22 protein-coding genes are annotated in these 23,118 nt (G+C 71.3%); 13 read left to right on the top strand and 9 right to left on the bottom strand.

Going from position 1 to position 23,118, the window contains the following annotated elements:
- Positions 1-215: 215 nt before the first annotated feature.
- The 3 genes from ACFWXC_RS24465 to ACFWXC_RS24455 are packed head-to-tail and all read left to right on the top strand — an operon-like array spanning position 216 to position 3,400.
- Positions 216-1,442, top strand: coding sequence for an outer membrane lipoprotein carrier protein LolA (locus tag ACFWXC_RS24465; protein ID WP_384481920.1), 1,227 nt, complete (start codon positions 216-218; stop codon positions 1,440-1,442).
- A gap of 55 nt (positions 1,443-1,497) precedes the next feature.
- Entirely contained in the window at positions 1,498-2,520 is a 1,023-nt protein-coding gene (locus ACFWXC_RS24460; protein ID WP_384481918.1) for an ABC transporter ATP-binding protein, read from the top strand.
- Positions 2,507-3,400 (top strand): ABC transporter permease, encoded by an 894-nt coding sequence (locus tag ACFWXC_RS24455; RefSeq protein ID WP_384481916.1) that lies wholly within the window; start codon positions 2,507-2,509, stop codon positions 3,398-3,400. The genes ACFWXC_RS24460 and ACFWXC_RS24455 overlap by 14 nt, the downstream gene beginning before the upstream one ends.
- Here the strand turns inward: ACFWXC_RS24455 and ACFWXC_RS24450 are convergent.
- Positions 3,390-3,995: a flavodoxin family protein gene (locus tag ACFWXC_RS24450; protein WP_384481914.1), complete on the bottom strand. Its 606-nt coding sequence runs from the start codon at positions 3,993-3,995 to the stop codon at positions 3,390-3,392. The two genes, ACFWXC_RS24455 and ACFWXC_RS24450, sit on opposite strands and share 11 nt — an antisense overlap.
- Positions 3,996-4,231: 236 nt before the next feature.
- Between ACFWXC_RS24450 and ACFWXC_RS24445 the strand changes: the two genes are divergently transcribed.
- Positions 4,232-5,518: a tetratricopeptide repeat protein gene (locus tag ACFWXC_RS24445; RefSeq protein ID WP_384481912.1), complete on the top strand. Its 1,287-nt coding sequence runs from the start codon at positions 4,232-4,234 to the stop codon at positions 5,516-5,518.
- Positions 5,519-5,577: 59 nt separating this feature from the next.
- Here the strand turns inward: ACFWXC_RS24445 and ACFWXC_RS24440 are convergent, their stop codons facing one another.
- The 3 genes from ACFWXC_RS24440 to ACFWXC_RS24430 form a co-directional block, all read right to left on the bottom strand.
- Positions 5,578-6,042 (bottom strand): VOC family protein, encoded by a 465-nt coding sequence (locus tag ACFWXC_RS24440; RefSeq protein WP_384481910.1) that lies wholly within the window; start codon positions 6,040-6,042, stop codon positions 5,578-5,580.
- A gap of 31 nt (positions 6,043-6,073) precedes the next feature.
- Entirely contained in the window at positions 6,074-7,039 is a 966-nt protein-coding gene (rarD, locus tag ACFWXC_RS24435; RefSeq protein ID WP_384481908.1) for an EamA family transporter RarD, read from the bottom strand.
- A gap of 223 nt (positions 7,040-7,262) precedes the next feature.
- A complete protein-coding gene (locus ACFWXC_RS24430; protein ID WP_384481906.1) occupies positions 7,263-8,114 on the bottom strand; it encodes an SDR family oxidoreductase in 852 nt (283 codons plus the stop codon).
- Positions 8,115-8,287: 173 nt separating this feature from the next.
- Between ACFWXC_RS24430 and ACFWXC_RS24425 the strand changes: the two genes are divergently transcribed.
- Entirely contained in the window at positions 8,288-8,626 is a 339-nt protein-coding gene (locus ACFWXC_RS24425; protein ID WP_351748143.1) for a helix-turn-helix domain-containing protein, read from the top strand.
- Between the two features lie 59 nt (positions 8,627-8,685).
- Here the strand turns inward: ACFWXC_RS24425 and ACFWXC_RS24420 are convergent, their stop codons facing one another.
- The 5 genes from ACFWXC_RS24420 to ACFWXC_RS24400 all read right to left on the bottom strand — a co-directional run bounded on the left by ACFWXC_RS24420 (position 8,686) and on the right by ACFWXC_RS24400 (position 15,598).
- Entirely contained in the window at positions 8,686-9,747 is a 1,062-nt protein-coding gene (locus ACFWXC_RS24420) for a 2-oxoacid:ferredoxin oxidoreductase subunit beta (protein WP_384481904.1), read from the bottom strand.
- Positions 9,740-11,668, bottom strand: coding sequence for a 2-oxoacid:acceptor oxidoreductase subunit alpha (locus ACFWXC_RS24415; RefSeq protein WP_384481902.1), 1,929 nt, complete (start codon positions 11,666-11,668; stop codon positions 9,740-9,742). Before ACFWXC_RS24415 ends, ACFWXC_RS24420 begins: the two co-directional genes overlap by 8 nt.
- 199 nt (positions 11,669-11,867) lie before the next feature.
- Positions 11,868-12,575, bottom strand: a complete 708-nt coding sequence (locus ACFWXC_RS24410) for a LuxR C-terminal-related transcriptional regulator (protein WP_384481900.1) — start codon at positions 12,573-12,575, stop codon at positions 11,868-11,870.
- A gap of 278 nt (positions 12,576-12,853) precedes the next feature.
- Positions 12,854-14,263: a sensor histidine kinase gene (locus ACFWXC_RS24405; protein ID WP_384481898.1), complete on the bottom strand. Its 1,410-nt coding sequence runs from the start codon at positions 14,261-14,263 to the stop codon at positions 12,854-12,856.
- Between the two features lie 144 nt (positions 14,264-14,407).
- Positions 14,408-15,598, bottom strand: coding sequence for a sensor histidine kinase (locus ACFWXC_RS24400; protein ID WP_384481896.1), 1,191 nt, complete (start codon positions 15,596-15,598; stop codon positions 14,408-14,410).
- A 238-nt stretch (positions 15,599-15,836) separates the two neighbouring features.
- Here ACFWXC_RS24400 and ACFWXC_RS24395 point away from each other — a divergent pair, with 238 nt between their 5' ends.
- The 8 genes from ACFWXC_RS24395 to ACFWXC_RS24360 are packed head-to-tail and all read left to right on the top strand — an operon-like array spanning position 15,837 to position 23,113.
- On the top strand, positions 15,837-16,247 hold the full coding sequence (locus ACFWXC_RS24395) for an NADH-quinone oxidoreductase subunit A (protein ID WP_384481894.1): 411 nt from the start codon (positions 15,837-15,839) through the stop codon (positions 16,245-16,247).
- Positions 16,238-16,831: an NADH-quinone oxidoreductase subunit B gene (locus ACFWXC_RS24390; protein WP_384481892.1), complete on the top strand. Its 594-nt coding sequence runs from the start codon at positions 16,238-16,240 to the stop codon at positions 16,829-16,831. Before ACFWXC_RS24395 ends, ACFWXC_RS24390 begins: the two co-directional genes overlap by 10 nt.
- Complete coding sequence (locus ACFWXC_RS24385) at positions 16,828-18,573, top strand: NADH-quinone oxidoreductase subunit C (protein WP_384481890.1); 1,746 nt, start codon at positions 16,828-16,830, stop codon at positions 18,571-18,573. The genes ACFWXC_RS24390 and ACFWXC_RS24385 overlap by 4 nt, the downstream gene beginning before the upstream one ends.
- On the top strand, positions 18,573-19,541 hold the full coding sequence (locus tag ACFWXC_RS24380; protein WP_384481888.1) for an NADH-quinone oxidoreductase subunit H: 969 nt from the start codon (positions 18,573-18,575) through the stop codon (positions 19,539-19,541). Before ACFWXC_RS24385 ends, ACFWXC_RS24380 begins: the two co-directional genes overlap by 1 nt.
- A 2-nt stretch (positions 19,542-19,543) precedes the next feature.
- Positions 19,544-20,095: an NADH-quinone oxidoreductase subunit I gene (locus ACFWXC_RS24375; RefSeq protein WP_365289125.1), complete on the top strand. Its 552-nt coding sequence runs from the start codon at positions 19,544-19,546 to the stop codon at positions 20,093-20,095.
- Positions 20,092-20,745: an NADH-quinone oxidoreductase subunit J gene (locus tag ACFWXC_RS24370; protein ID WP_384481886.1), complete on the top strand. Its 654-nt coding sequence runs from the start codon at positions 20,092-20,094 to the stop codon at positions 20,743-20,745. Before ACFWXC_RS24375 ends, ACFWXC_RS24370 begins: the two co-directional genes overlap by 4 nt.
- Complete coding sequence (gene nuoK, locus ACFWXC_RS24365) at positions 20,745-21,122, top strand: NADH-quinone oxidoreductase subunit NuoK (protein ID WP_351693867.1); 378 nt, start codon at positions 20,745-20,747, stop codon at positions 21,120-21,122. Before ACFWXC_RS24370 ends, nuoK begins: the two co-directional genes overlap by 1 nt.
- On the top strand, positions 21,119-23,113 hold the full coding sequence (locus tag ACFWXC_RS24360; protein ID WP_384481884.1) for an NADH-quinone oxidoreductase subunit L: 1,995 nt from the start codon (positions 21,119-21,121) through the stop codon (positions 23,111-23,113). The genes nuoK and ACFWXC_RS24360 overlap by 4 nt, the downstream gene beginning before the upstream one ends.
- Positions 23,114-23,118 lie beyond the last annotated feature (5 nt).

The following is a 23,118-nucleotide window of genomic DNA, read 5'->3' as shown; positions in this document are numbered from 1 at the left end:
CACGACCCCTACGGGTCGGGGCAGGCGCCTCCACCCTTGTGTCATACCGGAGGCGTACGCGGAGTTGGCTCCCGGGTCTGACGCCTGGGAGGCCCCGATTTGGTGAGATGGAAACCACGGAAATCACCACCGCTCACCGATTCGGGTGAGAATGGCGGCTCAGGGTGGGAACACGTGCGAGCACAGCCGCCGCCGACGACGGAGGTAAGGCACACATGGCACCGTACGAAACCGAGGACAGCACGGGGGCCGCGCAGGCCGACGACGAGCTGCGCGCCGAGCGGCGGCGCAAGGCCGCGCGATACGTCGTCCCGGTCGCGGTCATGGGGGTGGCCGCGGCCACGATCGGGCTGGTTCCGGCGCTCGCCGACTCCGGCGACCCCGACCTGCCGAAGATCACCGCTCAGGAACTCATCAACAAGATCGCCAAGTCGGACGTGCAGCAGCTGTCCGGCACGGTGAAGATCAGCACCGACCTCGGCCTGCCCGACCTCGGCGGTCTGGAGAGCGGCCTGACGTCCGGCGCGGCCCAGGGCGGCGACGGCTCGTCCGCCGACCCGTCGACCAAGCTCACCGAGCTGGCCTCCGGCACGCACACGCTGCGCGTGGCCGCCGACGGCCCCGAGAAGCAGAAGGTGTCGCTGCTGGAGAGCGGCGCCGAGTACAGCCTCATCCACAACGGCACGGACGTGTGGGGCTACGACAGCAAGTCCAACGAGGTCTACCACTCCACCGCCGCCGACTCCGGCAAGGCCGAGCAGCACGAAGCCCCGGCCACGCCCAAGGACTTCGCCGACGAGGTCCTCAAGTCGGTCGACGACACCACGTCGGTGAAGGTCGACGGCACCGCCCAGGTGGCCGGCCGCGACGCCTACCGGCTGGTCATCAAGCCCAAGCAGTCCGGTACGACGGTCGGCGCGATCAGCATCGCGGTGGACGCCAAGACCGGTACCCCGCTGAAGTTCACGCTCACCCCGTCGAGCGGCGGCGCGGCCGTGGTCGACGCCGGCTACACCCAGGTGAGCTTCGCCAAGCCGGCCGCCTCGACCTTCGACTTCACCCCGCCCAAGGGCGCCAAGGTCACCGAGGGCGACAGCCTCGACAAGGCGAACCGGGCCGACAAGGGCGACGAGATCACGAAGTCGCCCGGCAAGGACACCCCCGAGGAGCTCGGCAAGAACGGCTTCGACGTCCTCGGCAAGGGCTGGAACTCCATAGCCGTCCTCGACACCGGCAGCAAGGGCGGGCTGCCCACCGACTCCGCCTCCGGCGGTGACCTCGGCGGCTTCCTCGGCTCGCTCGGCGACCCGGTCTCCGGCAAGTTCGGCAAGGGCACCGTCTTCTCGACCCGGCTGATCAACGCCCTGATCACGGACGACGGCAAGGTCTACGTCGGCGCGGTGGACAAGGCGGCGCTGGTGAAGGCGGCGAACGCGGGGTAGCAAGGCCGGACGGGTACCCCGGTACCCTGTGCCGCACGACGAATCGAGGGAGCCGATGGACCAACCGTCCGCCACGGAGCCGGAGTCGGAGGACCAGGGGCGGGACGACCCGGGCCAGGAGGGCCCGGGCCAGGACGGCCCGGCACACGCGAGCGTCATCGACACCCGCGGCCTCACCAAGCGCTACCGCGGCGGACAGCTCGCCGTGGACGGTCTCGACCTGACCGTCCCGGCGGGCAGCGTCTTCGGCTTCCTCGGTCCGAACGGCTCCGGCAAGACCACCACCATCCGCATGCTGATGGGCCTGATCACCCCCACCTCGGGCACGGCCCGCGTCCTGGGCCGCCCGATGCCGCGCGCCTCCCGCACCGTACTGCCCCAGGTCGGCGCCCTCATCGAGGGCCCGGCGCTGTACGGCTTCCTCTCCGGCCGCGACAACCTGCTGCGGTACGACGCCGCCGACCCGACCGCCGACCCGCGCACCCGGCGCACCCGTGTCGAGGCCGCGCTGGACCGGGTGGGCCTGACGGCCGCGGCCGCGAAGAAGGCGAAGGCCTACTCCCTGGGCATGAAGCAGCGCCTGGGGCTGGCCGCCGCGCTGCTCCAGCCCCGCAGGCTGCTGGTCCTGGACGAGCCCACCAACGGCCTCGACCCACAGGGCATGCGGGAGATCCGTTCCCTGGTGCGGGAGCTGGCCGGGGACGGCACGACCGTCTTCCTCTCCTCCCACCTCCTCGACGAGATCGAGCAGGTCTGCACCCACGCCGCCGTGATGGCGCAGGGCCGGCTGATCACCCAGGGCGCGGTGGCCGACCTGGCGGCCGGGGCCCGCGGCCGGCTCGTGGTGACCACCCCGGACACCGGCGAGGCGGCCCGGGTGCTCAAGGAACAGGGCGTCCCGGATGTCGTCATCGCCGAGGACCGGGTCACCGGCGAGCCGCCCGAGCGCGACCTCGCCGAGGTCAACGCGGCGCTCGTCGCGGCGGGTGTGCGCGTACGCGGCTTCACGCTCGAACGGGCCTCGCTGGAGGACGCGTTCGTGGCGCTGACCGGGGAGGGCTTCGATGTCGCAGGCTGACGTGGCGGTCGTGGAACGAACGGCCGTACGGCCGAACCCGCTGTGGACCCTCGGCCTGTTCCGCAGCGAGCTGGCCATCACCCTGCGGCGCTGGCGCACCCTCGCGCTGCTCGGCGTACTGGCGGCGGTGCCGGTCCTGGTCGGGGTCGCCGTCAAGATCGAGACGGGGGGCGACGGCCAGGCCGGCGGTGGTGGAGGCGGGGGCGGCGGGCCCGCGTTCATCGCGCAGATCACCAACAACGGACTGTTCCTGGTCTTCACGGCACTGGCGGCGACCCTCCCGTTCTTCCTTCCGATGGCCGTCGGGGTGGTGGCCGGGGACGCGATCGCCGGCGAGGCCAGCGCGGGTACCCTGCGCTATCTGCTGGTCGCCCCGGCGGGCCGCACCCGGCTGCTGCTCACCAAGTACGCGACGACGATGGCCTTCTGTCTGCTGGCCACCCTGGTGGTGGCCGCCTCCGCCCTCGCCGTCGGCGCGATCCTCTTCCCGCTCGGCGACCTGACCACCATCTCCGGCACCCGGATCTCGTTCACCGAGGGCCTCGGCCGGGCCCTGCTGATCGCCCTGGTGGTGGCGGTCTCCCTGACCGGCATAGCGGCGCTGGGTCTCTTCGTGTCCACGCTGACCAGCAGCGGCATCGCGGCGATGGCGACCACCGTCGGCCTGCTGATCACCGTCCAGATCCTCGACCAGATCCCGCAGCTGCACGCGCTCCAGCCGTACTTCTTCTCCCACTACTGGCTGTCCTTCGCCGACCTGGTGCGCGACCCCGTCTACTGGGACGACCTGGTCAGAAACCTGGAGCTGCAAGCCCTGTACGTGGCGGTGTTCGGGTCCGCGGCCTGGGCGCGGTTCACGACGAAGGACATCACGGCGTAACGGCGGGGGCGGCCGCGCCCACCGCGAAGCGGGCCGGCGGCGCCTCCTGGGCGAAGAACTCCTTGGCGCGTGCCAGCGCCTCGGTGTCCTTGAGGACATCTCCTCGCGCGCTGCCGTTGCCGAGCAGGACCCCGCCGAAGCGCATGCCCATGTAGGCGGCCGAGTTGTGGAGCAGGCCGGCGTACGGATCGGCGACGGACGGCTCGTGGTCCGCCAGCACGGCCACTCCCCACAGGGTGCGCCCCGTCAGGGTCGCCTTGAAGTCGAGACCGGGGGTGCGCAGCCAGCCCGACCAGTAGTCCAGGTAGCGCTTGGTGAGGCCGGACACCGAGTACCAGTACACCGGCGAGACGATCACGATGTCGGTCGCGGCGAGCGTGGCATCGAGCAGCAGCCCGGTGTTGGTGTCGGAGGGCGCCCGCACATGGTCGGCGTCGCGTCGCAGATCCACGAAGTCCGGCAGCGGATGGTCGGCCAGGCTGATCCACCGCTGTTCGACGTCCTCGGGCAGCTGTTCGGCGGCTCGGCGTGCCAGCAGTTCGGTGTTGCCGTCGAGACGGGAACTGCCCAGCACGAACAGGAAACGGCGAGTCACGAGATCCCCCAGGTGAGCGGCGTGCGATGAATAACGGTGCATGCATCTTATGCGTGCGCATTTAATTTGGCCAGTGGGTCGCCGTCGGGCCGGACACCAGGACACCAGGACACCGGATGGCCCCCTTCCTGATGCGAGGCTGTGACGTCGCGGTGACGCGTGGACCGAGGGGAGCGGCCAGACTTGACCGTACGCACGGGTACGACCGGACGGTGACGCCGGGGGAATGAGGGCCGATGTCCCGACTCAGCCGCGAGACGAAGCGGGAAACTCAGCAGACCGACCGGTCGGCACAACCGGTCGAGGTCCGCGTGACGGGCGGGGCCGCGACCGTGGACGGCGTGCCGCTGTTCCCCGCGCCCGGTGAGGAGCCCCAGCAGGCGGTCCTCAACCACCTCCAGCGCCTCGCCCACGCCACCGGCCGTCCCGTCCTCGCCACCGTTCACGACAGCCGCATCGGCTACGTCGTCCGCCTCCAGGTGAACCTGGACGGCTCCAGCAGCTTCACCGGCGACCCGGTACGGATGGCCGTGCCCGGTACGCCGAACGCGCCCGTCCCCCAGGAATCGGCACAGCAGCCCCGCCGGGACCGGCCGACGCATCTCCTGCACGCCGTCGACGAACCGCCGGTCGCGGACGCACCGGTGGCGGAGGCGCCGGTCGCGGAGGCGCCGGTCATGGAAGCGGCGGTTGCGGAAGCGGCCCCAGCGTTCCCCCTACGGGCGGTCCCCGAACCGCCAGTCGCGGCACCATCGGCGCCGGGCACGGTCCAGCCGCCGACCGGGGTGTTCGGCCCGCCGCCCGTCATGCACGGAACCCCCGCCCCCGCCGTCGTACCCGCTCAGCCCGTCACCGGGCCTCAGTCGGCGGTGCCCAGGACCGACCCTCGTGTCGAACCCCGCACAGAGCCCCGCACGCAGCCCCTCATAGAACCCCTCGTGGAACCCGAGTCCGCCGGTGTCTTCGACCCCGACCCCAGGCACACCCCGGCCCGCGGTTTCGACGCCGTCGCCGAGGAGGTGCTCGGGGACGAGCCCGTGACCGTGACCGCGGAGGGGGCCGCGCTGCTCACCGAGCCGGTGTCGCAGATCAACGAGGCCGTCCGGGCGGGCCGTATCGAAGTGGCGGCCGAACTCGCGGAGCGCACCGTCGCCGAGGCCTCCGCCACCCTCGGCGACGGTCACACCGAGGTGCTGCACCTGCGCGAGCTGACCGCCTACATCGCCTACCTGGCGGGCGACCCGCTGCGCGCCTTCCACCTCTCCCTCGACCTGGCCAGGCAGCACCGGCAGGCCCGGGACGGCGAGGGGGCGTACGGGAACGTGCGGAGCGCGGCAACCGCCTGGCGCGCGGTGCGCGACCCGGAGCACGGACTGCGCCTCGGCCGCGACCTGATCGACCTGTGGGCGCAGCTCATCACCGAGGACGGCCCGGCCGCCGACGACCCGGAGGAACTGGATTCGGCCCGCGCCCGGATGGCCCGCCTCACCGAACGCGCCCGCCGCGCGGCCGAGAACGCCTGAGCGTCAGCGAGCGAGCGAGCAAGCGAGCCAGACAGCCGGTCGGCCGGCCGGTCGGTCGGTCACTGCACGCAGAACTCGTTTCCCTCCGGGTCGGCCATCACCGTCCACTCCCCGGCCGACTCGGACACGTGCCGAACCACCGTCGCGCCCAGCCCTTCGAGCCGCGCCACCTCGTCCGTCCGCTTGCCCGCCTCGGCGTGCAGGTCGATGTGGAGCCGGTTCTTGCCGGACTTTCCTTCCGGCACCCGCTGGAACAGCAGCCGCCGCCCCAGCCCGGTCCCGCGCTCCTGGTCGAACGGGTCGTCCGGATGCCGTACGGCGATCAGGTCACGGAAGGCGGCACGGCCGTGGTACTCCACGGTCGCCGCGCCGGGCAGCGCGCCCTGCTCCAGCAGGCGTTCGACCAACGCGCTGTTGTCCTCGGCCACATAGTGCAGTGCGGCGGCCCAGAAGTCGGCCTGTACGTGCGGGTCGCGGGCGTCGACGACGAGTTTCCAGTGCAGGGGTGCGGGCGTCTGCGTCATGCCGCCCACTTATAGCCGACGGCCGCCGGCCTCACACCTGACTTCTGGGAGTCTCCGCGGCCACCGTCACCGGCCGGGGTACGGCCGCCGCAGCGAGTGCCCGCGCGGACCGGCGGGCGGTGCGCAGCGCGTCCCAGGTGAGCAGGGCGAGGGCGACCCAGACCAGGGAGAAGCCGGCCCAGCGCTCGGCGGGCATCGCCTCGTGGAAGTAGAGGATGCCGAGCAGGAACTGGAAGACCGGCGCCAGGTACTGCAGCAGACCGAGCGTGGAGAGCGGGACGCGGATCGCGGCGGCGCCGAAGCAGACCAGCGGGAGCGCGGTGACGATACCGGTGGAGGCCAGCAGCGCGGCGTGCCCGGCACCGTCGTTGACGAAGCTGGACTCGCCGTGGCCGGCCAGCCACAGCAGATAGCCGAGCGCGGGCAGGAACTGGATCGCCGTCTCCGCCGCGAGTGACTCCACGCCGCCGAGGTTGACCTTCTTCTTGACGAGTCCGTAGGTCGCGAAGGAGAAGGCGAGGACGAGTGAGATCCACGGCGGCTGCCCGTAACCCACGGTCAGCACCACCACGGCGGCGAAGCCGACGCCCACCGCCGTCCACTGCGCGGGCCGCAGCCGTTCCTTCAGCAGCAGCACGCCCATGGCGATGGTCACCAGGGGGTTGATGAAGTAGCCGAGTGAGGCCTCGACGACGTGCCCGGAGTTCACGGCCCAGATGTAGACGCCCCAGTTGACGGTGATCACGGCGGCGGCGACCGTCACCAGCGCCAGTCGGCGCGGCTGCCGCAGCAGCTCACCGGCCCAGGCCCAGCGTCGTACGAAGGCCAGCGCGACGGCGACGAAGACCAGGGACCACACCATCCGGTGGGCCAGGATCTCCAGGGCCCCGGCGGGCTTCAGCAACGGCCAGAAGAGGGGGACCAGGCCCCACATCCCGTAGGCCGCGAAGCCGTTCACCAGCCCTTTCCGCCGCTCACCCCTCGATATCTCGGCCACCGGCCCTCCTTACGCCCAGCTCCAGCACACCGGGACGAAGGTAGCGCTGAGCACCCCCGTCTGTCATGGCCGTATCGGCATACGGTCATGACAGACGGGGGTGGGACTTCCCGGGCCTCACAGGCCGCTTGGGCCTCCAGGCCTCCCAGACCTCCCAGGCCCTCCCAGACCTCCTGGGCCTCCCGGGTTTCTCGGGTTTCTCGGGGCCTGCCAGGGGCAGGGCCTACTTCAGCGCGTCCGCGACGGCCTCGGAGATCGGGGTGGTCGGGCGGCCGGCCAGGCGGGAGAGGTCGCCGGAGTCGACGACCAGCTCGCCCTTGGTGATCGACGCGTCGACGCCGACCAGGATGGTGGCGAACGCCTCCGGCAAGCCGGCGCCGGTGAGGATGGACTGGAGCACCTCGCCGGGCACGGAGTTGTAGGCGATCTCCTTGCCGGTCTGCCGCGCGATCTCGGCCGCGTACTCGTCGAAGCTCCAGGCGACGTCGCCGCCCAGCTCGTAGGTCTGGTTCTCGTGGCCCTCGCCGGTCAGTACGGCGACGGCGGCGGCCGCGTAGTCCGCGCGGGAGGCCGAGGAGACCCGGCCCTCACCGGCGGCCGCGACGACGGCGTTGTGCTCCAGGACCGGGGCGAGGTTCTCGGTGTAGTTCTCGTGGTACCAGCCGTTGCGCAGCAGGGCGTAGGGCAGGCCGGAGGCGAGCAGCAGTTCCTCGGTGGCGCGGTGGTCGTCCACGAGCGACGCCGTCAGGCTGCCCGGGGCGCTGGTGTACGCGAGCAGGGCCACGCCGGCCGCCTTGGCCGCGTCGATGACGACCTTGTGCTGCTGCGGGCGGCCCTTGTCGAACTCGTTGCCCGAGATCAGGAGCACCTTGTCGCCGGCGGCGAAGAGGCCGTCGAAGGTCTCGGGGGAGTTGTAGTCGGCGACGGCGATGTTGACGCCCCGGGCGGCGAAGTCGGCGGCCTTGGACTTGTCGCGGACGACGGCGGTGATCTGTTCGGCCGGGACCTTCTCCAGCAGCTGCGTCACGACGTGACGGCCGAGGTGTCCGGTGGCTCCGGTGACAACGATGCTCATGGTCTGCGATCTCCTTGTGGGGTTCCGATGTCACTAACCCTAGGAGGTGCGCTAACTGAAAGAAAGTACCCACTTTGAAGTAAGGTACTGGCATGGCAGTAAGTACTCCCGAAGTCGAGAACCGCCCCGACGCGCCCGCGACGAGGGCCGACAAGTACGTCGTCGGTGAGGCGATGTGCCCGTACCGCCTGGTCCTGGAGCACGTCACCAGCCGCTGGGGCGTCCTGGTCCTGATCGAGCTCCTCGACCGCCCCCACCGCTTCAGCGAGCTGCGCCGCGCCATCGGCCGGGTCAGCGAGAAGATGCTCACCCAGACCCTCCAGACCCTGGAACGGGACGGCCTGGTCCACCGGGACGCCAAGCCCGTCATCCCGCCCCGGGTCGACTACTCCCTCACCGACCTCGGCCGCGAGGCCGCCCGGCAGGTACGGGACCTCGCGCTGTGGACCGAGCGGCGGATGGCGGACGTGACCCGGGCCCGGGAGGCGTACGACGAGGCGAAGCGCGCCTGAACGCGAACCGGGCCCGGACGCAGTGTCCGGGCCCGCTCGCGCTCACTGCTCGATGACGGTCAGCCGACGACCGTCCAGGTGTCCCCGCCGGCCAGCAGCGCCCCCAGGTCGCCCTTGCCGTGCTGCTCCACCGCCGTGTCCAGCTGCTCGGACATCTGGACGTCGTAGACGGGCCGTTCCACCGAGCGGAGCACGCCGATGGGCGTGTGGTGCAGGGTGTCCGGGTCGGCCAGCCGGGAGAGCGCGAAGGCCGTGGTGGGGGAGGGGGAGTGGGCGTCGTGGACGAGGATCTCGGACTCGTTGTCCGGGGTCACGTCGACCACCGTCAGGTCGCCGGTCAGCCGGTCGCGTACGACCCCGCGCGCGCCGTCGGTGCCGAAGCGGATGGGCTGTCCGTGCTCCAGGCGGATCACCGCTTCCTCGGCGGACTGCTTGTCCTTGAGGGTGTCGAAGGCGCCGTCGTTGAAGATGTTGCAGTTCTGGTAGATCTCGATCAGGGCCGTGCCGGGGTGGGCGGCGGCCTGGCGCAGCACGTCGGTGAGGTGCTTGCGGTCGGAGTCGATGGTGCGGGCCACGAAGGACGCCTCGGCGCCGATCGCCAGGGACACCGGGTTGAAGGGGGCGTCCAGGGAGCCCATCGGTGTCGACTTGGTGATTTTCCCGACTTCGGAAGTCGGTGAGTACTGGCCCTTCGTCAACCCGTAGATCCGGTTGTTGAAGAGGAGGATCTTCAGGTTGACGTTGCGGCGCAGGGCGTGGATGAGGTGGTTGCCGCCGATGGAGAGGGCGTCGCCGTCCCCGGTGACGACCCAGACGCTCAGGTCCCGGCGGGAGGTCGCCAGTCCGGTGGCGATGGCGGGGGCACGGCCGTGGATGGAGTGCATCCCGTAGGTGTTCATGTAGTACGGGAAACGGGAGGAGCAGCCGATGCCGGAGACGAAGACGATGTTCTCCTTCGCCAGCCCGAGTTCCGGCATGAACCCCTGCACCGCGGCCAGGATCGCGTAGTCACCGCAGCCCGGGCACCAGCGCACCTCCTGGTCGGACTTGAAGTCCTTCATGGACTGCTTGGCCGCGGCCTTGGGGACGAGCTGGAGCAGTCCGTCGGCGGTGTCAGTCATGGATGGCCTCCTTGAGCGCCTCGGCGAGCTGCTCGGCCTTGAACGGCATGCCGTTGACCTGGTTGTACGAATGCGCGTCCACGAGGTACTTCGCCCGGATGAGGGTGGCGAGCTGGCCGAGGTTCATCTCGGGGATCACCACCTTGTCGTACCGCCCCAGGACCGCACCCAGGTTGCGCGGGAAGGGGTTCAGGTGACGCAGGTGCGCCTGCGCGATCGGCTCGCCGGCCCGCCGTAGCCGCCGTACCGCGGCCGTGATCGGCCCGTAGGTGGAACCCCAGCCCAGGACCAGGGTGCGCGCGCCGTCCGGGTCGTCGACCTCGATGTCCGGGACGTCGATGCCGTCGATCTTGGCCTGCCGGGTACGGACCATGAAGTCGTGGTTGGCGGGGTCGTAGGAGATGTTGCCCGTGCCGTCCTGCTTCTCGATGCCGCCGATACGGTGTTCGAGACCGGGCGTACCCGGGATCGCCCACGGGCGGGCGAGTGTCCCCGGGTCGCGCTTGTACGGCCAGAAGACCTCGGTGCCGTCGTCGAGGGTGTGGTTGGGGCCCTGGGCGAACTGGACCCGCAGGTCGGGGAGTTCCTCCAGCTCCGGGATGCGCCAGGGCTCGCTGCCGTTGGCCAGGTAGCCGTCGGACAGCAGCATCACCGGCGTTCTGTACGTCAGCGCGATCCGGGCCGCCTCCAGCGCCGCGTCGAAGCAGTCGGCCGGGGTCCGGGGGGCGATCACGGGGACCGGGGCCTCGCCGTTGCGGCCGTACATCGCCTGGAGCAGGTCGGCCTGTTCGGTCTTGGTCGGCAACCCGGTGGACGGGCCGCCGCGCTGGATGTCGACGACGAGCAGCGGCAGCTCCAGCGACACCGCGAGCCCCACCGTCTCCGCCTTCAGCGCCACACCGGGGCCGGAGGTGGTGGTGACGGCGAGCGAGCCGCCGAAGGCCGCGCCCAGTGCCGCGCCGATCCCGGCGATCTCGTCCTCGGCCTGGAAGGTCCGCACACCGAAGTTCTTGTGCTTGGACAGTTCGTGGAGGATGTCGGAGGCCGGGGTGATCGGGTACGAGCCGAGGAAGAGCGGCAGGTCGGCCTGGCGGGACGCGGTGACCAGGCCGTAGGCCAGGGCCAGGTTCCCGGAGATGTTGCGGTAGGTGCCCACCGGGAACGCGGTGGTCGCCGGGGCGATCTCGTAGGAGACCGCGAAGTCCTCGGTCGTCTCCCCGAAGTTCCAGCCCGCGCGGAAGGCCGCCAGGTTGGCGTTCATGACCTCGGGATTGCGGGCGAACTTCTGCTTGAGGAACCGTTCCGTGCCCTCCGTGGGCCGGTGGTACATCCATGACAAGAGGCCGAGCGCGAACATGTTCTTGCTGCGCTCGGCCTCTTTGCGGGTGAGGTCGAATTCTTTGAGGGCTTCCACCGTCAGAGTGGTCAGCGGCACCGGATGGAGGCTGTAGCCGTCCAGTGAGCCGTCCTCCAGCGGGGAGGCGTCGTAGCCGACCTTCTGCATCGCCCGCTTGGTGAACTCGTCCGTGTTGACGATGATCTCCGCGCCGCGTGGCAGGTCCCCGATGTTGGCTTTCAGGGCGGCCGGGTTCATCGCGACCAGCACGTTCGGCGCGTCCCCGGGGGTGAGGATGTCGTGGTCGGCGAAGTGCAACTGGAATGAGGAGACCCCGGGCAGGGTGCCTGCCGGTGCACGGATCTCGGCGGGGAAGTTGGGGAGGGTCGAGAGATCGTTGCCGAAGGACGCGGTCTCCGACGTGAACCGGTCACCGGTGAGCTGCATACCGTCACCCGAGTCCCCCGCGAACCGGATGATCACCCGATCAAGGCGCCGGACGGCCTTCACACCGCCCGGCCTGCGCTGTTCTCCCACGACGGTTCCGTCGGCCTGTTCCGTTGTCCTGCTGACCTGGCTGGTCACTGAACTGGACCTCCTTCGAGGCGGCTGCCCGGGCGGGGTCGTCCCACGGACCATCCCGCAATCAACCCTACGTCGGTTAGGGTCGCCTTCCCGTGACCGCTCACATGATGGACGGCGTTCTGAGACGACCTGTCGCCCTGACTTGTCATGATTTTCTCTCCCCCTGGCTGCCTTCCGGCTCCGACACGGTGTCGGCCCGTCAGGAGTTCAGATAGGTCAGAACGGCCAGAACCCGTCGGTGGTCCCCGTCGCTCTGGGAGAGACCCAGCTTGAGGAAGATGTTGCTGACGTGCTTCTCGACGGCTCCGTCGCTCACGACCAGCTGCCGGGCGATCGCCGAGTTCGTCCGCCCCTCGGCCATCAGCCCCAGCACCTCCCGCTCGCGCGGGGTCAGCCCGGCCAGCACGTCCTGCTTGCGGCTGCGCCCGAGCAGCTGCGCGACCACCTCGGGGTCGAGCGCGGTACCGCCCTCGGCGACCCGCACGACCGCGTCCACGAACTCCCGGACATCGGCGACCCGGTCCTTGAGCAGATAGCCCACGCCCCGGCTGGAACCGGCCAGCAGTTCGGTGGCGTAGCGCTCCTCCACGTACTGCGACAGCACCAGCACCCCGAGCTGCGGATGCGCCTTGCGCAGCCGTACGGCGGCACGCACCCCCTCGTCGGTGTGCGTCGGCGGCATCCGTACGTCCGCCACCACCACGTCCGGCAGCGCACCCTGCGCGTCGAGATCGGCGATGGTCTTGACCAGCGCCTCCGCGTCGCCGACACCCGCGACAACATCATGTCCGCGGTCGGTCAACAGCCGGGTCAGCCCCTCTCTGAGCAGCACGGAATCCTCGGCGATGACCACCCGCACCCTGTCCTCCACGATCTCCCGGCCCCCCACACCCCGTCCGGCGTACATGCCTGCCCTGTCCGAAAGACCAGCATTCCAGCATTCGCATCGGAGCGCGGCGCGGTCATGAGAGGAGACGACCCAATTCAGCCCGCCGACATCAGGGCAACCTCGTACCGACCCGCCCGGCACCCCCGTCCACCATCCAGCCCGTCCGGCGTCCGAGGACGAGGCCGTTCAGGCCGATGCGGGGGCTGCGCGCGGCAGCCCCCAGCTGCCCGGGGGTCGAAGGGGCCGAGCCCCCCGGTGAGGGGGCGGGCAAGGGCGGCGGGGGGAGATCCGCGGCTTCAGCCCCGCCAGGGCAGCTCCGCCGTCACCCGCGTGGGCCCGCCCACCGGCGAGTCCACCACCACGATCCCGTCGACCGCGTCCAGCCGCTCGGCCAGCCCCGCCAGCCCCGACCCCTTCGCCGTGTCCGCACCCCCCACCCCGTCGTCCACGACCTGCAGCATCAACCGGTCCTCGCTCCGCCACACATCCACGGCCGCCGCACTCGCCCGCGCATGCTTGCTGATGTTCTGCAGCAGCTCGGACACTGTGAAGTACGCGATCCCCTCGATCGCCGCCGCCGGCCGCTCCGCCAGGTCGACCTCCACCCGCACCGGCACCGTGCACCGCGAGGCCACCGCCGACAGCGCCGCGTCCAGCCCCCGGTCGGTGAGCACCGCGGGATGGATCCCCCGGGCCAGGTCCCTGAGCTCCTGCAGCGCGGTCTTCACCTCACCGTGCGCCTCGTCCACCATCCGCGCCGCGACCTGCGGATCCTCCCGCAGCTTCTCCTTCGCCAGCCCCAGATCCATGGCCAGCGCCACCAGCCGGGCCTGCGCCCCGTCGTGCAGATCCCGCTCGATGCGCCGCAGGTCGGCCGCGGCCGTGTCGACGACCACCCCCCGGTCCGACTCCAGCTCCACGACCCGCGACGCCAGCTTCGAGGGCCCGAGCAGCCCCTGCACCATCAGCCGGTCCACCAGCGTCAGCGCCCGTACGATCCACGGCGTGGCCAGCGTGAACAACAGCCCGACCAGCGCGGTCACGGTGATCTCGAACGGGTTGTCGAGGTAGACGCTGTGATGCGCGTCGCCGTACAGCTGAAGACCGCCCTGCCCGGCGTACATCGGGAAGACCCAGAACCACAGCGGATACGTCAGCAGGGCCCAGCCGTACGCCCAGAAGTTGAGCGCGACGACGAAGGAGAACGTCGACCAGGGGAACTGGAGGACCGCGTACAGCAGATGGCGCCAGGACGTGCCGCTCTTCAGTACCGCGCCGATCCATGCCATCACCCCGGGCTTGCGCATCCGCAACGGTTCCGGGTCGGCCACCTCCAGGCGCAGCAGCCCGCGCGCCCGCGCCCGCTCCAGCGCCCCGAAGCCCCGGCAGCCGGCGAGGGCGGCGGCCAGCAGGGGGACCCCGATGAAGGTCACCAGCAGACCGACGCCGAGGGACACCATCGTCACGGTCCACACGAACAGCGTGACGCCGATCGGGAAGCCCAGCAGCACATAGGCGAACTCACGCCAGCTGCGCGCCTCGAACGGCGCCCGCAGCACGGCCGGCACCCGGTGCCGAGGCTCACCGTACGGGTCGTAGCCGTACCCGTGGCCCTGCCCGTAGCCGTACCCGTGGCCCTGCCCGTAGCCGTATCCGTACCCGTCGTCCTGCCCGTATCCGTGCCCGTGCCCGTACTCCGTGGCCATCGGTGCCGTCCCGTCCGTCCTGTGCCGTCTGTGCCGGCTGTTCCAGCTCGTCCCGTCAGGCCTGTCCCTGTCGTACCTCCACCCTGCTGTGCCGCAGGTCCGCGAACCATGGAGGCCGTCGGCATCTTGAACGGGGGGTTTTCCCTACCCCCGGTCGCGCCAGGGCAGCTCGGCGGTGACCGTCGTGGGACCGCCGGCCGGTGAGTCGACGACGAACAGGCCGTCCACCGCGCCCAGCCGGTCGGCGAGCCCGCGCATCCCGGTGCCGCCGTCCAGGCTGGCGCCGCCCTGCCCGTCGTCCGTCACCTGGATCAGCAGCCGGTCGTCGGTGCGCCACACGTCGACCGACGCGCTGCGCGCCCCGCTGTGCTTGCTGATGTTCTGCAGCAGCTCGGAGACGGTGAAATAGGCGATGCCCTCGATCGCGGGCGCCGGTCTGGACGGCAGGTCGGCGGTCACCTGGACCGGTACCGTGCAGCGCGAGGCGACCGAGGACAGCGCCGCGTCCAGCCCGCGGTCGGTCAGCACCGCCGGGTGGATGCCCCGGGCGAGGTCCCTGAGCTCCTGCAGCGCCAGCTTCACCTCGCCGTGCGCCTCCTCGACCATCGCGGCGGCCCCGTCGGGGTCCTCCAGCAGCTTCTCCTTCGCCAGACCGAGCCCCATGGCGAGGTTGACGAGGCGCGCCTGGGCGCCGTCGTGCAGATCCCGTTCGATACGCCGCAGGTCGGCGGCGGCCGTGTCCACCACGACCCCCCGGTCCGACTCCAGTTCGGCGATCCGGCGCTCCAGCTCGTCGGAGGGCGACAGCAGACCGCGGACCATCGCCCGGTCCGCGTTCGCCAGCCCGCGCGCGATGAACGGCAGCACCGGCCACAGCACGAACAACGACGTCAGCACGGTGCAGAAGGTGAGGATGCCCCAGGGCAGCCGGATGAAGTCGTACAGCAGCGTCCGCCAGCCCACCGGATCCTTCAGCGCCATCCACAGCCGCCCAGTGCCCCCACTCCGCTTGCCCAAGGGCAGCGGAGTCGGCTCCTCCACCCGCACCCCGAGCAGCGCACGCGCGCGTGCCCGCTCCAGCTTGCCCAGCTGCCGGGCGCCCAGCAGCGTGCCGGCGAGCAGCGGGATGCCGACCACCGTGATCGTCAGCGCCGCGCTCACCCACACCGTCGTGAACACATAGATGAAGCCGAACACCGACACCGGCAGGTTCAGCAGGAGGTGCGCGATCTCCTTCCAGGTGTGACCGTCGTAGGCGAAGCGGACGGGCGGCAGCCGGTCGCGGTCTTCGCCGCCGTCGGCCAGGCTGCGGGAACGGGGTACGGGTACGGTCATATGCGCCAGCGTGCCGTGTGCCGTGACGCAATGCCATGCAGTTCACCGCCCGGACCACCCTGGGGAAAACCCCACCGGTCGCCCCGGTGTCACGTATCACCGCGTGACGGGCTGCTTACCGTGTCTTTATCAGGGCCTAGACTCCCGTGCGTACAGATCGTCGAATCAAGAGTTGACTGAGGTCACGACGCGGAGCCGGGCAGGCCCGTTGTCTGTCGAGGGAGTGAGGAGACGGACGATGTGGGAGACGGTGAGCGGTGAGCGGACCGTGGTCGTCGCCGCGGACTACTTCGCGTCCTACTCGGTCGTGGGACTGCTGGCCCTCGTCGGCGTGCTCTTCGTCGCCGCCGCCTTCGGAGCCGGCCGGCTGCTGCGCCCCGTGGTCCCCACGCCCGAGAAGCTCCTGACCTACGAGTGCGGTGTCGACCCCGTCGGCGAGGGCTGGGCGCACACCCAGGTCCGCTACTACGTCTACGCCTTCCTCTACGTCATCTTCGCGGTCGACTCGATCTTCCTGTTCCCCTGGGCGACGGTCTTCGCCGCCCCCGGCTACGGCGCCACCACGCTCGTGGAGATGTTCGTCTTCCTCGGCTTCCTCGCCATCGGCCTGCTGTACGCATACAAGAAGGGCGTCCTGACATGGACGTGACGGAGCCTGTCTCCCTGCCGGAGCCGAAGAGGCTGGGCACGCTCGCCCGCCTCGCCCCCGAGCCGATGAAGGTCGTCCTCAACTGGGGCCGCCGATACTCGCTCTGGGTCTTCAACTTCGGCCTCGCCTGCTGCGCGATCGAGTTCATCGCCGCGTCGATGGCCCGCCACGACTTCATCCGCCTCGGGGTGATCCCCTTCGCGCCGGGTCCCCGCCAGGCCGACCTGATGGTCGTCTCGGGCACGGTCACCGACAAGATGGCCCCGGCCGTCAAGCGCCTGTACGAGCAGATGCCCGAGCCCAAGTACGTCATCTCCTTCGGCGCGTGCAGCAACTGCGGCGGCCCGTACTGGGACTCCTACTCCGTCACCAAGGGCGTCGACCAGATCATCCCGGTCGACGTCTACGTCCCCGGCTGCCCGCCGCGCCCCGAGGCCCTCCTCCAGGGCATCCTCAAACTCCAGGAGAAGATCGCGGCGGAGTCCCTGGGCGAGCGCTACGGCACCCCCCGTCCGTCCGCCGCCGCCCTCCAGAGCGACCTGGTGCGGCCACCGGCCCCCGCCGCCGAAGGGGACGCGCGATGACGGCCCCCACCGGTTGGCTCCCCACCCCCGTGGACGAACTCTTCGGCTCGGACGCCACGGCCGAGGAGTCCTACGAGGTCCTCACGGTCGACGTACCTCCCGCCTCCTGGCTCGCCGCCCTGGAGACCGCCCGTACGACCCTGAACTGCACCTTCTTCGACTGGCTGAGCGCGGTCGACGAACCCGGCACCGGCTTCCGCGTCTCCGCCCACGTCGTCGCCCTCGCCCCGGTCCGCCGCCTGCTCCTGCGGACGACCGTGCCGCACTCCGCCCCCGAACTCCCCTCCGCCGTCGGCGTCTACGCGGGCGCCCGCTGGCACGAACGCGAGACCCACGAGATGTTCGGCGTCCGCTTCTCCGGCCACCCCGGTCTGGACCATCTCCTCCTCCCGGAAACCTTCGAGGGCCACCCCCTCCGCAAGGACTTCGTCCTCGCCGCCCGCGTCGCCAAGGCCTGGCCCGGCGCCAAGGAACCCGGCGAGTCCGACCACGGCGGCCCCAGGCGCCGCCAGATGCTCCCCCCGGGCGTCCCCGACCCCAACGAATGGGGCCCCCTGAAGGGCCGGCTCCCCGCAGCCCCCGCCCGCCCGGCCCGAGCGGCAGCGGGACGCCCCACCGGCGAACGCCCGGCCGGCCCGCCCGGCGAACGCCCGCCCCGTACGCCCGGCGAACGCCCGGTACGGCGCTCCCGCACGGCAGCGGAGGGCTCGGCGAGCCAGACGGCCGGGGCGGGGAACCCAGCCGGGCCGACGCCTGCGGCGGAAGCGACGCCGGCTGTCGAGGCGGCGCCGGCTGTGGAGGCGGCGCCGGCTGTGGAGGCGGCCCCGGCTGTGGAGGCGGCGTCCGCCGAGGCACAGCCGACGTCCACCCCACGCCGGGCACGGAGCGCGACCGAGGGGTCTGCTTCCCAGCGCGCGGTTTCCGGGGAACAGCCGCCGGCGGGTCCGCGCCGGGCACGGAGTGCGACCGAGGGCTCCGCCTCCCAGCGGGCGGGATCCGCGGCAGACGAGACCGCTCCGGCGGAGGAGCCGACGGCCGCCGCTCCCCGGGGACCGCGCCGGGCACGTACCGCCTCGGGTGGCTCCGCGTCGCAGCGCGCGCAGCAGACGGCACCGCCGGCAGAACCGGCCACCCCGGCCCGCCCCGCGAGCCCACGCAGCGCCGACGCCCCGTGGCACCACGCCCGCCCGGCCTTCGACGAACCGGGAGGCGAGGAGCGGCGGGTTACGCCGTCTGAGCCGACGGAGCCGACGGAGCCGACGGAGCCGTTTGAGCCGGCCGAGGCACGCGGGGATGGGCCCGAGACCGAGAAGCCGGAGCCAGAGGCGGAGGCGGGGGAGCCGACGGGGTCGGAGTCGGCTGGACCTGGGTCGGCGGCGCCTGAGTCAGCCGGGCCTGAGCCGACTGAGCCTGAGCCGACTGGACCTCAGTCGGCCGGGCCTGAGTCGGCCGCGTCCGCACCGACCGCACCGGTCTCGGCCGAGCCGGAGCCTGCCGAGCCCGAGGCACCTGCCGGACCGGAGGCTCCCGAGGACGCCGAGGCCTCCCAGGAAGCCGGACCTGCGACCTCACCCTCCGACTCCGCGGACGCCTCAGCCCCCGACGCTCCCGCCCCTGAGGCCCCGGCGTCCGACGCCCCCGCCGCCGACGCTCCTCCCAGTCCCGAAGCCCCGGCGCCGCCTCAGGGCAGCGCCACCCCCGAACAACCCGCCCCCCGCGAAGACCGTCCAGGAGGCCCGTAGTGAACGACGCTCTGGACGTCGTCCTGCGACTCCTCGTCGTGTTCGTCGTCTTCCTCACCTTTCCCTTGATCGTCGGTCAGACCGAGCACAAGGTGATGGCCCATATGCAGGGCCGCCTCGGCCCGATGTACGCCGGTGGTTTCCACGGCTGGGCCCAGCTGATCGCCGACGGCGTGAAGTTCGCGCAGAAGGAGGACGTGGTCCCGGCGGGCGCGGACCGCCGTATCTTCCAGCTGGCGCCCGCGGTGTCCCTCCTCCCGTATCTGCTCGTGCTGCTCGCCATCCCGATCGGCCCCGGCGAGGGTGCCGTCGGCCAGGTCCTGGACGCGGGTGTGTTCTTCGTGCTGGCCGTGATGGGCGTCGGCGTCCTCGGCTCGCTCATGGCCGGCTGGGCCAGTGCCAACAAGTTCTCCCTCCTCGGCGGCCTGCGTACCGCCGCCCAGCTCCTTGCCTACGAACTCCCGATGCTGCTCGCCGCCGCCTCCGTGGCGATGGCGGCCGGCACGGTCTCCCTGCCGGGCATCGTCGGCGCCTTCCACTGGTGGTGGCTGCCCTGGCAGCTCACCGGCGGCCTGGTCTTCTTCATCGCCGGCCTCGCGGAACTCCAGCGGCCTCCCTTCGACATGCCCGTCGCCGACACGGAGATCATCTTCGGCGCGTACACCGAGTACACCGGCTTGCGCTTCGCCCTGTTCCTGCTCGCCGAGTACGCCGGGATCGTCGTCCTGTGCGGCCTGACCACCGTCCTCTTCCTGGGCGGCTGGCACGGCCCGTGGGGAGCGGACGGCCTCGGCTGGCTGTGGACCCTTGTGAAGACGGCACTCCTCGCCTTCGTCGTGATCTGGCTCCGCGTGACCTACCCCCGGCTGCGCGAGGACCAGCTGCAGAAGTTCTCCTGGACCCTTCTCGTCCCGCTCTCTCTCGCCCAGATCGCCCTCACCGGCATCGTCAAGGTGGTGATCTCCTAACCATGGCCCCCATCCCCGGCAGCGGCCTCGCCAAGGGCCTGGCCGTCACCCTGCGCACGATGACCCGGAAGACGGTCACCGAGCAGTACCCGGACGCCCTGCCCGAGCTCCCGCCCCGCACCCGCGGTGTGATCGGCCTGTTCGAGGAGAACTGCACGGTCTGCATGCTCTGCGCCCGTGAGTGCCCCGACTGGTGCATCTACATCGACTCCCACAAGGAGACCGTCCCGGCGGCGGCCCCGGGCGGCCGCGAACGCAGCCGCAACGTCCTGGACCGCTTCGCCATCGACTTCTCCCTGTGCATGTACTGCGGTATCTGCATCGAGGTCTGTCCTTTCGACGCCCTGTTCTGGTCCCCGGAGTTCGAGTACGCCGAGACCGACATCCACGAACTCACCCACGAGCGCGACAAGCTCCGCGAGTGGATGTGGACGGTCCCGGCCCCGCCCGCCCTCGACCCCGGCGCGGAGGAACCGAAGGAGATCGCCGCCGCCCGGAAGACCGCCGAGAAGCTCGCGGCCGCCCAGGCCGAGCCGCAGGAGGGGGATTCGTGAGCCCCCTCGCCCAGGCGCCGCACGGCTTCCTGTCCCCGACCGGCGTGGAGATCGCCTTTCTCCTCGTAGGCCTGGTCACCTTCGGCGCCGCCCTCGTCACGGTCACCACCCGCCAACTGGTGCACGCCGCCCTGTGGCTGGTGGTCACCCTCGGCGGTCTCGCCGTCGAATACCTGCTGCTCACCGCCGAGTTCATCGCCTGGGTGCAAGTCCTCATCTATGTGGGCTCCGTAGTCGTCCTCCTTCTCTTCGGGCTGATGCTCACCAAGGCCCCGATCGGCCGCTCCCCGGACGCCGACTCCGGGAACCGCTGGGCCGCGTCGGCCGTCGCCGTGGCCGCGGCTGCCGCCCTGGTCTGGGTGGTCGTGGACGCCTTCCGTGCCACCTGGATCGACCTGGACGGCCCTGCCGCCGGTTCGACGAAGGTCACCGGAGAGAGCCTCTTCCAGAACTGGGTCCTGCCCTTCGAGGCGCTCTCCGTCCTCCTCCTCGCGGCCCTGGTCGGCGCCATCGTCCTGTCCCGGAAGGCGAAGGCGGACTCGGTCCCGCCCCCTGTGAACGGGCGGACCGTCACGCAGAGTTCCCCTTCGGTCACGGATTCCGGGATTCACCCGATCGAGCAAAAGACCGAGCAGGAAGGCGCCCGCTGATGCACCTCGCCTATCCCGCCGTTCTCTCCGCCCTCCTCTTCTGTACCGGCCTGTACGGCGTCCTCGCCCGCCGCAACGCGATCCTGGTCCTGATGTCGGTCGAGCTGATGCTCAACGCCGTCAACCTCAACCTCGTCGCCTTCGACGTGTGGCTGAGCAGGGCCGCCCGGGACACCCTGCACTCCGGTCAGGCGCTGACCCTGTTCACCATCGCCATCGCCGCCGCCGAGATCGGCATCGGCCTGGCGATCGTCCTCGCCGTCTACCGCAACCGCGGCACCTCCGCCATCGACCGGCTCCGCGACACCGCCGAGGGCCACGAGCACGGCACGCCCACGGACGGGACGGCCGACGAGAAGGCTGAGGCCACCGCGTGACCACGACCACCCTCGCCGTCCTCGTCCCCCTCCTGCCCTTCCTGGCCGCCGCGGCCGGCCTGCTCGTGGGGCGCACGGCCCCCGGCTTCGTCCGCCCGCTCGCGGTCCTGCCGACCCTCGCCGCGCTCGCGCTGGCCATCACGGTCGCCGTGGACCAGGGCGGCGGCCGGGCCGTCGACGCCCACACCCAACTCACCCCGACCGGCTCGGTCCCGATCGAACTCGCCCTGCACATCGACGGCTTCGCCGCCCTCGTCGCCGTCCTGGTCGCCTTCGTCGCCACCTGTGTGCAGATCTACTCGACCGGCTACCTGCGCGACGACCCGCGCTACCCCTCGTACGCCGCCCTCGTCTCCCTCTTCACCTCCGCGATGCTGCTGGTCGTCTACTCCGGCGACCTGATCGTGCTGCTGGTCGGCTGGGAAGTCATGGGCATCTGCTCCTACTTCCTGGTCGGCCACTACTGGGAGACCCCCGAGGCCCGCGCCGCCTCCATCAAGGCCTTCCTGGTCACCAAACTCGGCGACGTGCCGTTCCTGATCGGCCTGTTCGCGCTCGCCACCGACGCCGGCTCCTTCCGCATCACCACGATCCTCGGCACCGTCGCGAACGGCGGACTGCACCATCCGACTCTGGTAGCCCTGCTGCTCCTGTGCGGAGTGGCGGGCAAGTCGGCGCAGTTCCCGCTGCACACCTGGCTCCCCGACGCCATGGCGGGCCCGACCCCCGTCTCCGCGCTGATCCACGCCGCCACGATGGTCGCCGCCGGCGTCTACTTCGTCGCCCGTCTCCTTCCGGTCTTCGAGGCCAGTGCGGCCGTGATGGTCGTCCTCGCCGTCATGGGCGCCGTCACGATGGTCGGTTCGGCCCTCGCCGCCCTCGCCCAGGACGACATCAAACGCGTCCTCGCCTACTCGACGATCGGCCAGCTCGGCTACATGACCGGCGCCCTCGCCGTCGGCGACCGCGGTGCCGCCGTCTTCCACCTCCTGTCCCACGGCGCCTTCAAGGCACTGCTGTTCCTCGCGGCCGGCGTGATCATCCACGCCGCCGGCACCAACTCGCTGGCCGTCATGTCCCGCACCTCCGGACTGCGCGAACGCGTCCCGGACGCCTACTGGACGATGACCGTGGCGCTTCTCGCGCTGGCCGCGATCCCGCCCTTCAGCGGCTTCTTCTCCAAGGAGTCCGTCCTGGGCGCCGCCGAACACACGGCCACCGGCCACACCGCGCACGCCCCCGGCAGCGCCGGCTGGATCGTCCTCGTCGCCGGCCTGGTCACCGCCGTACTCACCGCCGCGTACGCGACCCGGCTGTGGCTGCTCGCCTTCCGGGGCCGGGGCACCGAGGCCCCGGACCACGGCCGGCAGCCGCTGTCCATGACCGTCGTGCTGTGGGTCCTGACCGTCCCGTCCCTCGCCTTCGGCGGGCTCGCCTACCGGTCGCTGCCCGGCTGGTTCGACGGCCGCGACCTCACCCCGACCCTCACCACCTCGATCCTCGGCACCGGCCTCGCGCTCGCCGGCGGACTCGTCACCTACGGCGCTTGGCAGCGCACCAGGGCGCTGGCCGCCCGCGCACCGATCGGCGCCGTCGCCGCGCACCCCGAGGGCGACGCCGGACTGGTCGAGGCCGAGGCCGTCGCCGCCCACGAGCCCGCGTTCGGCGACATCGCCTACGCACCCGACCCGGCGGACCCCGCCCGGCTGCTGCTCGGCCCGCTGCGCCGGCACGCCGCCGAAGGCTTCCACCTGGACGCCGCGTACGACGTGCTGTTCGTCCGCCCGGTCCTGGCGGCGGCGAGCCTCGTCCAGTTCCTCGACCGCGAGGTCGTCGACACCTACGTCCGCGGCGCGGCCGCCGCACCCCGCCTGCTCGGCGCCGCCGTACGACGCGCCCAGACCGGCAACGTCCAGACCTACGTGAGCGCGCTGCTCGCCGGCACCGTCGTCCTGGCGGTCGCCGTCCTCCTCGTCGCCACGGGAGCGTGAGCAGG

The organism is Streptomyces sp. NPDC058683 (genome assembly GCF_042716195.1).
GTDB lineage: Bacteria > Actinomycetota > Actinomycetes > Streptomycetales > Streptomycetaceae > Streptomyces.
This window is presented reverse-complemented; position numbering and strand designations above follow the sequence as displayed.

Excerpts from the sequence above, each read along its gene's own strand:
- ACFWXC_RS24385 (WP_384481890.1), top strand. The coding sequence starts at position 16,828 with ATGACGGCCCCCACCGGTTGGCTCCCCACCCCCGTGGACGAACTCTTC.
- ACFWXC_RS24445 (WP_384481912.1), top strand. The coding sequence starts at position 4,232 with ATGTCCCGACTCAGCCGCGAGACGAAGCGGGAAACTCAGCAGACCGAC.
- ACFWXC_RS24465 (WP_384481920.1), top strand. The coding sequence starts at position 216 with ATGGCACCGTACGAAACCGAGGACAGCACGGGGGCCGCGCAGGCCGAC.
- ACFWXC_RS24455 (WP_384481916.1), top strand. The coding sequence starts at position 2,507 with ATGTCGCAGGCTGACGTGGCGGTCGTGGAACGAACGGCCGTACGGCCG.
- ACFWXC_RS24395 (WP_384481894.1), top strand. The coding sequence starts at position 15,837 with ATGTGGGAGACGGTGAGCGGTGAGCGGACCGTGGTCGTCGCCGCGGAC.
- ACFWXC_RS24375 (WP_365289125.1), top strand. The coding sequence starts at position 19,544 with ATGGCCCCCATCCCCGGCAGCGGCCTCGCCAAGGGCCTGGCCGTCACC.
- ACFWXC_RS24440 (WP_384481910.1), bottom strand. The coding sequence starts at position 6,042 with ATGACGCAGACGCCCGCACCCCTGCACTGGAAACTCGTCGTCGACGCC.
- ACFWXC_RS24400 (WP_384481896.1), bottom strand. The coding sequence starts at position 15,598 with ATGACCGTACCCGTACCCCGTTCCCGCAGCCTGGCCGACGGCGGCGAA.
- ACFWXC_RS24390 (WP_384481892.1), top strand. The coding sequence starts at position 16,238 with ATGGACGTGACGGAGCCTGTCTCCCTGCCGGAGCCGAAGAGGCTGGGC.
- ACFWXC_RS24410 (WP_384481900.1), bottom strand. The coding sequence starts at position 12,575 with ATGTACGCCGGACGGGGTGTGGGGGGCCGGGAGATCGTGGAGGACAGG.
- nuoK (WP_351693867.1), top strand. The coding sequence starts at position 20,745 with ATGCACCTCGCCTATCCCGCCGTTCTCTCCGCCCTCCTCTTCTGTACC.
- ACFWXC_RS24425 (WP_351748143.1), top strand. The coding sequence starts at position 8,288 with ATGTGCCCGTACCGCCTGGTCCTGGAGCACGTCACCAGCCGCTGGGGC.
- ACFWXC_RS24405 (WP_384481898.1), bottom strand. The coding sequence starts at position 14,263 with ATGGCCACGGAGTACGGGCACGGGCACGGATACGGGCAGGACGACGGG.
- ACFWXC_RS24420 (WP_384481904.1), bottom strand. The coding sequence starts at position 9,747 with ATGACTGACACCGCCGACGGACTGCTCCAGCTCGTCCCCAAGGCCGCG.
- ACFWXC_RS24460 (WP_384481918.1), top strand. The coding sequence starts at position 1,498 with ATGGACCAACCGTCCGCCACGGAGCCGGAGTCGGAGGACCAGGGGCGG.
- ACFWXC_RS24430 (WP_384481906.1), bottom strand. The coding sequence starts at position 8,114 with ATGAGCATCGTTGTCACCGGAGCCACCGGACACCTCGGCCGTCACGTC.